The 14,701-nt window shown below is 55.0% G+C and carries 13 protein-coding genes; 1 reads left to right on the top strand and 12 read right to left on the bottom strand.

The features are described from left to right. Nucleotides 1–57 precede the first annotated feature (57 nt). Together KAJ71_RS00950 and KAJ71_RS00945 are read right to left on the bottom strand one after the other, a co-directional pair. Nucleotides 58–522, bottom strand: coding sequence for a threonine/serine exporter (locus tag KAJ71_RS00950; RefSeq protein WP_248943970.1), 465 nt, complete (start codon nucleotides 520–522; stop codon nucleotides 58–60). Further along, entirely contained in the window at nucleotides 519–1,319 is an 801-nt protein-coding gene (locus tag KAJ71_RS00945) for a threonine/serine exporter family protein (RefSeq protein ID WP_248944151.1), read from the bottom strand. The genes KAJ71_RS00950 and KAJ71_RS00945 overlap by 4 nt, the downstream gene beginning before the upstream one ends. Nucleotides 1,320–1,448: 129 nt before the next feature. Between KAJ71_RS00945 and KAJ71_RS00940 the strand changes: the two genes are divergently transcribed. Continuing rightward, on the top strand, nucleotides 1,449–2,063 hold the full coding sequence (locus tag KAJ71_RS00940; RefSeq protein WP_248943969.1) for a LysE family translocator: 615 nt from the start codon (nucleotides 1,449–1,451) through the stop codon (nucleotides 2,061–2,063). 32 nt (nucleotides 2,064–2,095) lie between these two features. Here KAJ71_RS00940 and kefC read toward each other — a convergent pair whose 3' ends face one another. The 10 genes from kefC to lspA all read right to left on the bottom strand — a co-directional run bounded on the left by kefC (nucleotide 2,096) and on the right by lspA (nucleotide 14,698). Further along, nucleotides 2,096–3,949, bottom strand: a complete 1,854-nt coding sequence (kefC, locus tag KAJ71_RS00935) for a glutathione-regulated potassium-efflux system protein KefC (protein WP_248943968.1) — start codon at nucleotides 3,947–3,949, stop codon at nucleotides 2,096–2,098. Then, on the bottom strand, nucleotides 3,942–4,502 hold the full coding sequence (kefF, locus tag KAJ71_RS00930; protein WP_248943967.1) for a glutathione-regulated potassium-efflux system oxidoreductase KefF: 561 nt from the start codon (nucleotides 4,500–4,502) through the stop codon (nucleotides 3,942–3,944). The genes kefC and kefF overlap by 8 nt, the downstream gene beginning before the upstream one ends. Nucleotides 4,503–4,639: 137 nt before the next feature. Further along, on the bottom strand, nucleotides 4,640–5,881 hold the full coding sequence (locus tag KAJ71_RS00925; protein ID WP_248943966.1) for a cysteine desulfurase-like protein: 1,242 nt from the start codon (nucleotides 5,879–5,881) through the stop codon (nucleotides 4,640–4,642). Then, on the bottom strand, nucleotides 5,878–6,516 hold the full coding sequence (locus KAJ71_RS00920) for a 2OG-Fe dioxygenase family protein (RefSeq protein WP_248943965.1): 639 nt from the start codon (nucleotides 6,514–6,516) through the stop codon (nucleotides 5,878–5,880). The genes KAJ71_RS00925 and KAJ71_RS00920 overlap by 4 nt, the downstream gene beginning before the upstream one ends. A 215-nt stretch (nucleotides 6,517–6,731) precedes the next feature. Then, a complete protein-coding gene (gene carB, locus KAJ71_RS00915; RefSeq protein ID WP_248943964.1) occupies nucleotides 6,732–9,953 on the bottom strand; it encodes a carbamoyl-phosphate synthase large subunit in 3,222 nt (1,073 codons plus the stop codon). Between the two features lie 18 nt (nucleotides 9,954–9,971). Further along, the gene (gene carA, locus KAJ71_RS00910) at nucleotides 9,972–11,120 is read right to left on the bottom strand and encodes a glutamine-hydrolyzing carbamoyl-phosphate synthase small subunit (protein ID WP_248943963.1); all 1,149 of its coding nucleotides are present in this window, start codon (nucleotides 11,118–11,120) and stop codon (nucleotides 9,972–9,974) included. A 469-nt stretch (nucleotides 11,121–11,589) separates the two neighbouring features. Further along, a complete protein-coding gene (gene dapB / locus KAJ71_RS00905; protein ID WP_098928836.1) occupies nucleotides 11,590–12,411 on the bottom strand; it encodes a 4-hydroxy-tetrahydrodipicolinate reductase in 822 nt (273 codons plus the stop codon). 374 nt (nucleotides 12,412–12,785) lie between these two features. Then, complete coding sequence (gene ispH / locus KAJ71_RS00900) at nucleotides 12,786–13,739, bottom strand: 4-hydroxy-3-methylbut-2-enyl diphosphate reductase (RefSeq protein WP_248943962.1); 954 nt, start codon at nucleotides 13,737–13,739, stop codon at nucleotides 12,786–12,788. After that, nucleotides 13,720–14,190 (bottom strand): FKBP-type peptidyl-prolyl cis-trans isomerase, encoded by a 471-nt coding sequence (fkpB, locus tag KAJ71_RS00895; RefSeq protein WP_024483572.1) that lies wholly within the window; start codon nucleotides 14,188–14,190, stop codon nucleotides 13,720–13,722. Before fkpB ends, ispH begins: the two co-directional genes overlap by 20 nt. Nucleotide 14,191: 1 nt before the next feature. After that, the gene (gene lspA, locus KAJ71_RS00890; RefSeq protein ID WP_248943961.1) at nucleotides 14,192–14,698 is read right to left on the bottom strand and encodes a signal peptidase II; all 507 of its coding nucleotides are present in this window, start codon (nucleotides 14,696–14,698) and stop codon (nucleotides 14,192–14,194) included. Nucleotides 14,699–14,701 lie beyond the last annotated feature (3 nt).

Raw genomic sequence — 14,701 nt, 5'->3', positions numbered from 1 at the left:
TATATCGGACGGCTCTGAATATAAACTGTAATAATCCCAGATCCTTAGCCAAAAGCCTTAAACGCCGGGACGTTTGCGATACAGCCACAGGCCCGGTACTGACAGGCCAATCGACAAGGCTCCCACGATAAAACTGGCCTTGAGAAAGTTGGAGATCATCAACGACATCAGGGCTTCGCTATAGCCCAGGTGCGAAATCTCCACCACGCTGATCATCGCGGTATAGGCTGAAATGCCTGGGAACATCGGGATCACTGCGGCAACGGTAAATACCTTAGGGTGTGCCAGCAGCCAACGTGACCAGTAAATGCCAATGATGCCGATCAGGATCGCAGCCAGAAACGAACCCCACTCGATATTCATGCCAAAATGCATCAGCAACAACCGTGAGCCGCGCCCCAGCGCCCCGAGTAAAGCACAATAGCGCAGCGCTCGCATCGGCACGTTAAACACCATAGCAAAACCAAGCGCGGGTACCGCCGCCAGCAGCATGTCCTGTAACAGCGCCCAAAGCAGGCTCATGACCACCCCCGTAAATCCCACAGCGACATCGCCATCACCACGCCGATACAGGTCGCCAGCGTCAGCAAACTGGCCATTGCCCAACGGGCCAAGCCAGTATTCACGTGGCCTTTAAACATATCGGCCACCGCGTTGATCAGCGGGAAACCAGGCACCAGCAACAGCACGCTGGCCGCCATCGCCACGCTGGACGTTTGCTGGAAAAACGGCAACCGTAACAGCAGGCCGGAGACCGACGTGGCGACAAAGGCCGTCAGGGAAAAGTTGATCAGTGGGTTCATATGGTAGGCGGTCAATATCTGGCGCACAAACATCGCCAGGCCGCTGGCCATAAAGGTGACCGCAAAGGCATCTGGTCCGCCGCCGTTGAGCATGCTGAAACAGCCACAGGACAACCCCACCATCAGCACCACCAGCCACCGCGGATAGCGCAGCGGGCGGATCTTTTCAAAACGCCGGGCAACGTCATGTGCGTCGGCCAAATGGTGTTCAGCCAGGATCACAATGTGCTGCACCTCGGTCACCACTTGCATGTTGATCCCGCGATCGACGTTTTTGCGCGTGGTGGTCAGACAGGCATCATTGCTGATGGTGGTGAGCACCACGGCGTTGGCCGAGATGGAGCTTTCTACGCTATCCATGCCGAGCGCCAGGCCCAGCCGGGTCGAGAGTTGTTCCACCACCATGCTTTCCGCCCCGTGCTGCAATAGCATCAGTGCACATTGGATACACAGACGGGTGATTTCACGCTGTTGCTGATTTACTCCGGGTATCTCTGCGGTCAATTCCTGCTTCATATTGTCCAAAGTCTCTCCCTGAATGAATGTTCATCATATAACCAGAGGTTACCTCAATAGGTTGATGCGCATCAGGTGGAGTGGCGTTATTATCAGCATAATTCGGTCTTTTTATCAGAGAACTGGCCCATGCTTGAAACCTCATTGTTTGTCGCCGGTATTGCCACGCTCGGCATGCTTTCCCCCGGGCCAGACTTTTTTCTGGTGATTAAAAACGCGGCGCGCTATCCGCGCCTGGCAGCAATGATGACCGCGTTCGGCGTGATCTGCGGCGTGGCAACTCATATGTCTTACTGTGTCGCGGGCCTGGCGGTGGTGATCACCACCACGCCGTGGTTGTTCAACGTACTGAAATACGCCGGTGCGGTGTACCTGATTTGGGTCGGCATTCAAGCCCTGTTGTCACGCGGGGGCAGCAAGATGAACGTCAGCAGCCTGCCTCAACAGCAGGTCAGCCTCAAAAGCGCCTTTGTGCAAGGTTACCTGTGTAATCTACTCAACCCGAAAGCCACGCTGTTCTTCCTGGCGGTGTTTACCCAGGTATTGCAAATCAATTCCGGCCTGGGTGAAAAGCTGTGGTACGCCGGGATTATTTTCGGCCTTTCCGCCATTTGGTGGCCGGTGCTGGTGTTTTTGATCCAAAGCGGGCCAGTGCGTCGTGGGCTGGAGAAAACTCAGAAGGTGGTCGATAAACTGCTGGGTGGGATGTTAATCGCCTTGGGCATCAAGGTCGCGCTGAGCTGAAAACCGGCGAGGGGCAACCCCTCGCCAGTCAATTACCCTTTCGCTTCCACCACCTCTTCCTCCGGCGCTTTGCCATCAATACTGCCGCGCCAGCCGTTTTGCTGCACGTGAGATAGGCGCTTCTGATCTTGCTCGATGGCCGACGACAACATTTCTTTAGCCCGTTGCAGGCTGGCGACACGGAACTCGGTATCTTCGTAGTTCTCCAGCGTATCCTCCAGCATCTTCAGGTTATAACGCCGGAAGGTATCCGCCTTCTCACGGGCTTCGTAGGCGTCCAGCCCCAGCAGCTCGAGAGTTTCTCTGCCGATCAGTAACGAGCTTTCAAAGGTTTCCCGCGCAGGTTTTTCCACCCCCAACTGACGCAGTTGATACCAGTGATCCACATCGCGGGCGCGCGCCACCACTTTCAGGTGTGGGAAATGGCGTTTGACCAGCGCCGTCAGTTGCAGGTTGGCCTCCACATCATCGATGGCGTTAATCAGGATTTTGGCATGTTCCGCTCCTGCCGCTTCCAACAGATCGGCCCGCGTCGCATCGCCATAAAACACCTTGGTGCCAAATTTGCGTAGCGTTTCGATATGGTCTGGATCGTGATCCAGTACTACGGTATGCACGCCGTTAGCCAGCAGCATACGGCCAGCGATCTGGCCAAAACGGCCAAAACCGGCGATGATCACGCTGGCATTTTCTTCGTCGATCACGTCTGCCGGGCGTTCGTCTTGCGGGGCATTCTTGGCCAGGCGAGCGGCAACCACCAGCAGCAGCGGCGTGGCGGCCATCGAAAGTGCAACGGCCAACGTCAGCGATTTAGCCCACTCCAGCGGTAACACTCCGGCCATCTGCGCCGCACCAAAGATCACAAAGGCAAACTCACTGCCCTGCCCCAGCAAAATGGCGAACAGCCCGCGCTGGCGCTTGGGTACCCCAAGAATTGGCGCAACCAACCACAACAGCGCCGCCTTCAGCAGCATAAAGCCCAGCAGCAGCGAAGCAATCAGCAGCGGGTGATGGAACAGGGTGCCAAAGTCGATCGACATCCCCACGCCGATAAAGAACAACCCCAGCAGCAGACCTTTAAATGGCTGAATATCACTTTCCAATGCATGGCGGTATTCGGAACTGGCCAGCAACACGCCAGCTAGAAAGGCTCCCATCGCCATCGACAACCCGGCCATTTCCAACAGAATGCCAAAACCAAACACCAGGAACAGCGCCACGGCGCTGAAGACTTCACGCATACCGGAACGCGCCACAAAGTGCAGCAAGGGCCGGGTTACATAGCGCCCCAAAAGCACCACGACAGCCAGCGCTCCTACCACCTTGGCGGCAGAAAATACAAAGGCACCCAGCGTGGTAGCTGCGCCGCTGCTGGCTAACAGTGGGATCATCGCGACCAAGGGAATAGCGGCAATATCCTGGAACAACAGCACCGCAAACGAGCTGCGACCAATCGGCGAAGGCATCAGGTTACGCTCACTCATCGCCTGCATGGCTATTGCGGTCGAGGAAAGTGCCAACGTCAAGCCAATCAGCAAGGCGACCTGCCAATTCAGGCCGAGGAAATAGCAGAAGGCGCTCAGCACCAGGCCGCCTCCCACCATCTGGATGCTCCCACCGCCAAATACCGCTGCCCGCAGCGTCCACAACCGCCGGGGATCCAGTTCCAGCCCGATGATAAACAGCATCAATACCACGCCGATTTCGGCAAAGGTCAGTATCGATTCAGGATCCGAAACCAGTTTCAGTCCCCAGGGGCCAATGACACAGCCCGCAATCAGATAACCGAGTACCGATCCCAACCCCAGGCGTACGGCAATCGGCACCAACAGCCCGGCCGATCCCAGGTAGATCAGCCCTTCAATCATCATCGAGTGATTATCCATGCACGGACTCCTGCTCTACTGCTTGCTCGCTGTGTTCCATCAGATACTGCACCAGCCGCTGGCGATAGGCTTCCCCGGCAGCGATCAAGGCCGGTTCGTTGCAGGTGAAGGTGTTGTGCACGGCAAAATATGGCTGCCACTTCATGCCGCAGTAAATCGCCGTGGCCTGTAGCGGCTGGCCCAGCGCGGCAAAGTTGGGGTAATCGCCCAACGCGAAATGCTGCTCATCTCCGCCGCTGGTGACCGCCCACAGGCAGTCTTTTCCTACCAGTGCGTTACCCTCGTGGCCATAGGCCCAGCCATGCTCCAGCACTTTGTCGATCCACAGTTTCAGCAGCGGCGGCAGGCTGTACCACTGCATCGGATGCTGTAAAACCACCATATCGGCCCGTTCCAGCGCCCGCTGCTCGGCATCGATATCGATATTAAAATCCGGATACAGTTCGTATAGCTCACGGACCTCCACGCCGGGAATGTCTTTTACCGCCTGTAGTAACCGTTGATTGGCATGAGAATGCCGGGGATAGGGATGAGCGTAAATAATCAGTATCATGCGCTTCTCGTTGTTGCGTTTCATACAACGAGTATATACCAGTCATCGTGCCGCCATTACTGACATAAAAACTTGCTGGCCCACGATGCCCCCATCACCTGATTATCAGGATATGGGGGCAATATGGCATCACCGGCTTATGGCAATGATTGACTCAACGTATTGATAATCTCAAACAAGCGGTCAATTTCCTGGCGGGTGTTGTAATGCATCAATCCGATCCGCACGACACCGCCACGTTGCTCCAGACCCAGTTGGCGGATCAGCCCCAACGCATAAAAATGCCCGTTCCCGACACAAATATTGTGCTCGCCCAGCGCTCTAGCAACCAATTCAGGCAGCACGTGCGCAAACGTCACGGCGAAAGTCGGGGTCCGGCAGTTGGCATCTGGCCGATCGATACCGTACAAACGCGCACCTTTGACTTGCCGTAGCTTATCCAGGAAATAAGCGCTGAGCGCTTCTTCATGCTGGCTGAGTTGGCTAAAGCTGTCTTGCAAGCGCTGCCGCAATGGCGCACCGGGTTCTCCCCACTGAGCCAGGTATTCAATCGCAGCAGTCACCCCCGCGAGCCCCTCAAAACTCTGAGTCCCCGTCTCAAAACGTCCAGGGCCAAGATCGGTGGCCGGCTCGACCTTGTAAGGACGTAACGTTTGCAACCACGGCGCGGCCAGATAGGCAATCCCGACGTGTGGGCCAAAAAATTTATACGCGGAACACAGGAGTATGTCGCAACCCAACGCCTGAACATCAATAAGGCGGTGTGGGGCATAGTGCACAGCATCTACATACACCAAAGCGCCAACCTGGTGTGCCGCGTCGACGATACGCTTTATATCCACGATCGAGCCTGTGGTATTTGACGCATAGGTGACAGCCACCAACCGAGTTTTGGCGTTAATGAGCGCACAAAGTTTATCGACGTCTAATGTACAATCCTGCGCATTAACAGGCACCTGATGGACAACAACCTGTTTATCATCAGCGGCCTGTTGCCAACTCGAAACGTTCGCATAGTGATCCAGAGCGGTGACGATCACCTCGTCCCCCGCTTGCCAATCCCGGCTGATAGCGCGGCTCAGTTGAAAAGTCAGTGAGGTCATGTTGGCGCCAAAGACAATATTGTCGGCCGAGCTGGCATTCAAGAACGCCCGAACGGACTCTCTGGCTTGTAGCATCACTTGCTCAGTGGCTTTGCTGGAAAAATAGTGTCCCCCCAGGTTGGCATTATGCTGGCCCAAATAATCGACCATCTTGTCTAACACCGTGCGCGGAACCTGTGAGCCACCGGGGCCATCAAAGAACACCACGCTTTTTCCTTGATAGAGCTGAGCCAGGGCACTGAATTGCGCCCGGCTTTGTTCAGGCGTAAATGTCATACCACCCTCGCCGTCAGAACAAAAACATCCATATGCCCTTCTTTATCGGTCACGACAGCACGGATTGGGCAGGCGTTATGCCATAGCTTACTATCAGCAATCATGGCAATTTCGCCATTTTCTAACACCTTACGGAAAAATGGCTCTTCGCGATTACTGTTATAGAGCAGGATATCCCCCCCTACAATGTTATGCCTGTCGATACCGACTATCGCGATATGATCAAAACCATCGCGATGGATGCCTTCCGGCGCTACCTGAGTTTCATCATAGGTGGTGGTAATGCGGATCTGGTGGATCTCTATCTCCTGGTTGTCCGGTAGATCATTGCTATCAACAAAGACCCCGCACATTTCACGCATCCCCTCATTTTGCCAGGTCGTGCTCAAGAGCGGTTCGAATTGGCGAACAATATTGCCCTGAAAATGGTTGATATCCTCAGATTGTACAAACTCATGTTTGCCCGTCTCTACCACCTTTCCACCCTGAAAACGCACGACGGAATAACGCCGCAGACGGTACTTGCCATCCGCATGCTGGGTGTGGGGAAGTGTGTTGAATGAAGGAGCCAGTTGAGCAATCCCCTCCCGGCTAAGATGGGTGATCTGCAGGATATTCTCGTGTTTATTTAGCATGATGACACCTTATTGAACAGGTCCGTTTTACAACAGAAAATAACAGTAATCATCATTAAAAATAGATAAAGATAATGGGATATCAAATTTACCATCCCAAAAATATGACGCATCCCCACAAAATCAGCACAAGTCGTAAATCGCCACTTCCGGGTTGCTACGGCAACAAAAAAAGCGCTGCAAAAGCAGCGCCTCAAAGCAACTAACTTACTAACTTACTTGGTGATTCGTGCGTGTAGTTCCTGCACCGATGTGACCTGCTCGGTTGGATCTGCCTTCATCGCCATCGAGGTAGCAAAACCGCCGTTCATCGTGGTGTCGTAGTGCACTTTATACTGCAGCGCACTACGGCGGATCAGCTTGGAGTCTTCAATCGCCTGACGCCCTGCCGTGGTATTAACGATGTAGGTGTACTCGCCGTTCTTGATACGGTCTTGAATGTGCGGACGCCCTTCATGCACCTTGTTGACCAGGCGTGGGTTAATCCCCGCTTCGCCCAGCACCACTGCGGTACCGTGGGTGGCATCCAGTTCAAAGCCCTGCTTGAGCAGGCTGGCAGCCAAATCCACTACGCGAGCCTTGTCCCCACCGCGTACCGACAGCAGCGCACGGCCTTTCTTCATGCCGGAGTTACTGCCCAACATCGCCTTGGAGAAGGCTTCGGCGAAGGTGCGGCCAACGCCCATCACTTCACCGGTCGAGCGCATTTCTGGCCCGAGGATTGGGTCAACGCCTGGGAATTTATTGAATGGCAGCACCACTTCCTTGACCGAGTAGTACGGCGGGATGACCTCATCGGTCACGCCCTGTTCGGCCAGTGATTTACCCGCCATCACGCGCGCCGCCACTTTCGCCAGCGCTACCCCGGTAGCCTTGGAAACGAACGGCACGGTACGCGCGGCACGTGGGTTCACTTCGATCAGGTAGACTTCGTTGTTCTTCACTGCAAACTGCACGTTCATCAGACCACGAACCTGCAGCTCAAACGCCAGTTTTTCTACCTGCTGACGCATCACATCCTGGATATCTTTGCTCAGCGTATAGGCAGGCAGTGAACAAGCGGAGTCACCGGAGTGGACGCCAGCCTGTTCGATATGCTCCATGATGCCGCCGATCAGCACGCGCTCGCCGTCGCAAATTGCATCCACATCCACCTCTACCGCGTCGTCCAAGAAACGATCCAGCAGCACTGGTGCATCGTTGGACACGCTGACCGCGTTCTGGAAGTAACGACGTAGATCGACGTCGTCGTAAACGATCTCCATCGCACGACCACCCAGTACGTAGGACGGACGTACCACCAGCGGATAACCGATACCGGCCGCTTTCTCAACCGCCTGTTCGATGGTTGCCACGGTGGCGTTGGCCGGTTGCTTCAGGCCCAGGCGGTTAACCGCCTGCTGGAAACGTTCACGGTCTTCAGCACGGTCAATCGCATCCGGGCTGGTGCCGATAATTGGCACGCCTGCCGCTTCCAGCTCACGCGCCAGTTTCAATGGGGTTTGCCCACCGTACTGCACGATCACGCCTTTTGGCTTCTCGATGCGGACGATTTCCAGCACGTCTTCTAGCGTTACCGGTTCGAAGTACAAGCGATCCGAGGTGTCGTAGTCGGTAGAGACGGTTTCCGGGTTACAGTTGACCATGATGGTCTCGTAGCCGTCTTCGCGCAGCGCCAGCGAGGCGTGTACGCAGCAATAGTCGAACTCGATGCCCTGGCCGATACGGTTCGGGCCACCGCCCAGGATCATGATTTTCGGCCGGTCATTGGTCGGGTTGGATTCGCACTCATCTTCATAGGTGGAATACATGTAGGCGGTGTCGGTCGCAAACTCTGCCGCACAGGTGTCCACACGCTTGTAGACCGGGTGCATGTTGAAGCTGTGGCGCAGCTTACGGATTTCGCTTTCCGCCACGCCAGCCAGCTTGGCCAGGCGCGCATCGGCAAAGCCCTTACGCTTGAGCGTGCGCAGGAAATCGGCGTTCAGGCCGTTGATGCCCGCTTCGGCAACCTGCTCTTCCAGACGCACCAGCTCTTCAATCTGCACCAGGAACCAGCGGTCGATGTTGGTCAGGTTGAACACGCCATCGACGGACAGACCGGCACGGAAAGCATCGGCGATGTACCAGATACGATCAGAACCCGCATCCTTCAGCTCACGGCGGATCTTGGTCAAGGCTTCCGGATCGTCCAGGTTCACTTTCGGATCGAACCCGGTCGCACCCACTTCCAGGCCGCGCAGCGCTTTCTGCAACGATTCCTGCTGGGTGCGGCCAATCGCCATCACTTCGCCAACCGACTTCATCTGGGTGGTCAGGCGATCGTTGGCACCAGCAAACTTCTCGAAGTTGAAGCGCGGGATCTTGGTGACGACGTAGTCAATGGAAGGTTCAAAGGAGGCTGGAGTACGGCCACCGGTGATGTCATTCATCAGTTCATCAAGGGTGTAACCCACCGCCAGCTTGGCAGCGATCTTGGCAATCGGGAAGCCGGTGGCTTTCGAGGCCAGCGCCGATGAACGGGATACACGTGGGTTCATTTCAATCACGATCAGGCGGCCAGTTTTCGGGTTGACCGAGAACTGCACGTTGGAGCCGCCTGTTTCCACGCCGATCTCACGCAGTACCGCCATCGAGGCGTTACGCATGATTTGGTATTCTTTGTCGGTCAGCGTTTGCGCTGGAGCAACCGTGATGGAGTCACCGGTATGGATACCCATCGCATCGATGTTTTCGATCGAGCAGACGATGATGCAGTTGTCATTCTTATCGCGCACCACCTCCATCTCGTACTCTTTCCAGCCGATCAGCGATTCGTCAATCAGCAGCTCTTTGGTCGGGGACAGATCCAGACCGCGTTCGCAGATTTCTTCGAACTCTTCGCGGTTATAAGCGATACCGCCACCGGTACCGCCCATGGTGAATGATGGGCGGATAATGCATGGGAAGCCCACATCGGCGGCTACCGCCAACGCTTCTTCCATATTATGGGCGATGCCGGAACGCGCCGTGTCCAGGCCAATTTTTTTCATGGCGATATCGAAACGGCGGCGATCTTCGGCTTTGTCGATGGCATCGGCGGTCGCGCCAATCATGGTGACACCGAACTCGGCCAGCACGCCCTGACGTTCCAGCTCCAACGCACAGTTCAGCGCGGTTTGCCCCCCCATGGTTGGCAGTACCGCATCCGGGCGCTCTTTCTCGATGATTTTACGCACCACTTCCCAGTGGATCGGCTCGATGTAGGTGGCATCGGCCATTTCCGGGTCGGTCATGATGGTGGCCGGGTTCGAGTTGACCAGCACGACGCGGTAACCTTCTTCACGCAGCGCCTTACACGCCTGGGCACCAGAGTAGTCAAATTCACACGCCTGGCCGATAACGATCGGGCCAGCGCCGAGGATCAGGATGCTTTTTATATCTGTACGTTTTGGCATGGCTTTTCTGGCTCCTGATTATTTGGCGTTGGTACGGTAAGTCTCAATCAGTTCGATAAAGTGATCGAACAGCGGCGCGGCATCGTGCGGGCCTGGGCTGGCTTCTGGGTGGCCCTGGAAGCTGAACGCGGCTCTATCGGTACGATGGATGCCCTGCACCGTGTGGTCGAACAGAGATTTATGCGTGACCCGCAGCACGCTCGGCAGATTATTTTCATCAACGGCAAAGCCGTGGTTCTGCGCGGTGATCATCACGGTGTTGTTATCCAGATCCTTCACCGGGTGGTTACCGCCGTGGTGGCCAAGCTTCATCTTCATGGTTTTGGCACCGCTGGCCAGTGCCAACAGTTGGTGGCCCAGGCAGATACCAAATACCGGGATATCGGTTTCCAGGAAGCGTTTGATGGCAGTGATGGCGTAATCACATGGCTCTGGGTCACCGGGGCCGTTGGACAGGAAGATGCCGTCAGGATTCATTTTCAGCACGTCTTCCGCAGAGGTTTGCGCTGGCACTACGGTGAGGCGGCAGCCGCGATCCACCAGCATGCGCAGGATGTTACGCTTGGCGCCGTAATCGTAGGCCACCACATGGTAAGGCAGTTCGCCCGCAGGTTTAGCCTCCGGCAAATCGCCTTCCAGCGTCCAGCTCCCCTGTTGCCAGGCGTAAGCTTCCTTGGTAGTGACCTCTTTCGCCAGATCCATGCCTTTCAGGCCAGGGAAAGCCTTGGCTTTTTGCAGCGCCAGCTCCGCATCGGTGAGATCGCCCGCAATGATGCAGCCGTTCTGTGCGCCTTTCTCACGCAACAGGCGGGTCAGCTTGCGGGTATCGATATCGGCAATCGCCACGATATTGTGACGCTTGAGGTAATCGGCCAGACCCATTTCGTTGCGGTAGTTGCTGGCAATCAGTGGCAGGTCGCGGATGACAAGGCCTTGAGCATGAACAGCGGAGGATTCTGCGTCGGAATCATTGGTGCCGACATTGCCGATATGAGGATAAGTAAGAGTAACGATCTGGCGGGAGTAGGAAGGATCAGTGAGGATTTCTTGATAGCCGGTCATCGAGGTATTGAAGACCACTTCCCCCACTGCCGTACCTTCTGCCCCGATGGCCCGACCGTGGAATTGGGTTCCGTCTTCCAGAACCAATAGCGCTGACTTAATCAAAACACCCTCCGAGGAATAATCAATCACAATATTTGCATATTAATTCAGATTTCACGCCCTAAATCAATGCAAAAACCGCCCTCAAGGCCAATTTTTGGCAAATTGGGCGCATTTTAATGATGAGCGTCCCACTTGTCTAGCCAAAGCGCTATTTTTTCCATTATTTTTGCTGACCTCAGGGTTTTAAGGGGGCCACAGGCACAAAAACACCAGCAAACTTGACCAAGTAAACGGTTGCGAGACACAGTGACAGAAAAAATGGCTTAAAACAGCTAAAATCGGTGTGGGAAGCAATAAAGATGACAGTAAAAACAGAAAACAGGATAGATAACACATGAAAATAACAGCTACAAACTTAAAATCAAATGTAACCACCATTTTCAATGTTAAAAAAAAGGACAATAAAATTATTGCCCTATTATCATATCATTATGACTAACACAACCACATCACGATGGTGTTCAATAAATTATAACTGGTCTAAACCGAGCACATCTCGCATATCAAACAGCCCATTATGCTGGTTTGATATCCATGACGCGGCACGCACCGCACCATTGGCAAACGTCATCCGGCTTGACGCTTTATGGGTGATCTCTACCCGCTCGCCAATATCGGCAAACATGGCGGTATGTTCACCCACAATGTCCCCGGCACGAATGGTGGCAAAACCGATGCTCTTTGGATCGCGCTCGCCGGTATAACCCACGCGCTCGTAAACCGCGCACTCTTTCAAATCGCGTCCCAAGGCACCGGCAATCGCCTCGCCCATGGCTAACGCCGTTCCTGAAGGGGCATCTACCTTGTGGCGGTGGTGAGCTTCCACAATTTCGATATCGGTATAATCGCCCATGACCTTGGCCGCTTTTTCCAGCAGCTTGAGCACCACGTTGACGCCCACGCTAAAGTTAGCGGCAAACACGATACCAATCTGCTGTGCCGCGGCCTGGATCGCCGCTTTACCCGCATCATCAAAACCTGTGGTGCCGATCACCATGGCTTTGCCGTGGGCCACGCAAAACGCCAGGTGGGCCAGGGTGCCTTCCGGGCGGGTGAAGTCGATCAGGATATCGAAATCGTTGACAACCTTTTCCAGGTTATCGCTGACGGTGACGCCCAATGCGCCAACGCCAGCCAGCTCACCGGCATCGGTGCCAACCAGGCTAGAACCCGGGCGCTCCAACGCTGCCCCCAATACCACGCCCTGCGCCTGCTGCACGGCCTGGATCAATTGGCGCCCCATGCGGCCACCAGAACCCGCAATCGCGATGCGGATTTGTGAATCAGTCATACTTTGCTCTCTTTTATGGTCAAAAGCCGATCCTCGGCTATAGGTTCAGGGTAACTTTCTCACCTTACCACTGCCAGAGGATTTGCTTACGGATTAGAAAATTATGATATGCCTGGTATGTTATCAGTAACGCTGTCAATTGATTAACAATTACCCGATTAGTGTCAACTGTCTGGTACTACATAATCATGCACTATTTATGCATTACGATGAATGGCGATAAAGTCGATTTTTACTCATTCTGCGCGCTAAAGAGCGAGCTCAATACCGCGACACCGGAAACCTGAGGCTGGTGTGGGGGTCATTAATTACAGCTAGTTAAAACGCAAAACGGGAAGCCAAGGCTCCCCGTTACTTAATGATATTGGCAACGATCAATCGATCTGCTTGATATCCATGCGCAGCTCTTTCGGCACTTCAAACACGATGTTCTCTTCACGGCCGCTGAGCTCATGTACATCTTTGCCGCCCAAGGCTTTCAAGCGGCTGATGACGTCCTGAACCAGCACGTCCGGCGCAGAAGCTCCGGCGGTAACACCAATGTTGCTGGCGTCTTTAAACCAGGACTCCTGAATGTCCGCCGCAGAGTCGATCAGATAGGCCGGTTTACCCACACGCTGGGCAAGCTCGGCCAGGCGGTTGGAGTTGGAGGAGTTCTTCGACCCCACCACCAGCACCACGTCGGCATCACCTGCCAAACTGCGCACCGCTTCCTGACGGTTGGTGGTGGCATAGCAGATATCGTCCTTGCGTGGCCCGATAATGTCCGGGAAGCGCTTACGCAACGCATCAATCACGTCGGAAGTATCGTCTACCGATAAAGTAGTCTGGGTCATAAAGCACAGGTTATGCTCGTTCTTCACCTGTAATTGCCAAACATCCTCTGGCGACTCAACCAGATACATGCCCCCCTCAGGGTTACTGTACTGGCCCATGGTGCCTTCCACTTCCGGATGCCCGGCGTGGCCAATCAGGATCGCTTCGGTGCCCTTACGGCTGGCACGGGCCACTTCCATATGCACCTTGGTCACCAACGGACAGGTGGCATCAAACAGCATGGTCAGATCCCGGGCCTTGGCCTCGGCCCGCACTGCCTGTGACACACCGTGGGCAGAGAAGATCAGGATCGAGCCATCCGGCACTTCCGCAATCTCTTCAATAAATACCGCCCCGCGCTCGCGCAGGCTTTCGACCACGTAGCGGTTATGCACCACTTCATGGCGCACGTAAATCGGCGCACCATAAATCTCCAGCGCACGTTCCACAATGCTGATCGCACGATCAACCCCGGCGCAGAAGCCACGCGGGTTAGCCAGCAATATTTGCATGCGCTTCCTCCTGCTGCGGGTCAATCTCCAGCACTTCGATATCGAAGGTCACCGGATGCCCCGCCAACGGATGATTGAAATCAACGGTGATCGAATCTTCCGCAACTTCACGCACCACCCCAGGCATTTCGCTGCCGTCGATAGCGGTAAACAGCATGATGGTACCGACATCCGGCACGCCGGTTTCGTTGAAATCGCGGCGTGAGAAGAACTGGATCAGATCTGGGTTCTCCGCACCGAACGCGGCCTCCGGTTGCAGGGTAAACGCACATTTATCACCCGCCCGCAGGCCGATCAGCTGCTGTTCCAGAGGAGCCGACAGACTGCCATCGCCCAGGCGAAACAGCGCGGGTTTGCCGTTGCCCTGGGTTGATTCTGCGGTCGTTCCATCTGCCAGTTTCAGCGTAAAATGCACCAGTACTGCGCTGTTGCCGTTAACCTGAGCCGTCATATCACTTACCTTCGCTATTGACGCTTTTCTTCGCCGGCAAGAACCCTTCCAGCACAATCATGGCGGCACCAACGCAGATAAAGCTGTCCGCCAGATTGAAGGTTGGGTAATGCCAGTTACCGATATAAAAGTCGATGAAATCGACCACAAAGCCATGCCACAGACGATCAAACAGGTTGCCGATCGCACCGCCGATGATAAAGGCATAGGCGATATTGTTCAGCTTCTGCTGGGCGCTGCTGCGATACATCATCACCAGCAATACGGCCACAATAGCGACCGCAATACCGGCAAAGAACCAGCGCTGCCAGCCACCGTGATCCGCCAGGAAACTGAACGCAGCACCGTAATTACGGGCGTAGTACAGGTTGATTGACGGGAACAACGGCTGGGTCTGGCCCAGCACGAAGTTACTCAGGATCCACTGCTTGCTGAAAAAATCCAGCGCCAGCACCACCACTACCAACCATAGCCAGCGCAAGCCGGTCGAACTTATCGGTCTACTCATCAG

Source organism: Serratia silvae (genome assembly GCF_023282985.1).
GTDB lineage: Bacteria > Pseudomonadota > Gammaproteobacteria > Enterobacterales > Enterobacteriaceae > Chania > Chania silvae.
This window is presented reverse-complemented; position numbering and strand designations above follow the sequence as displayed.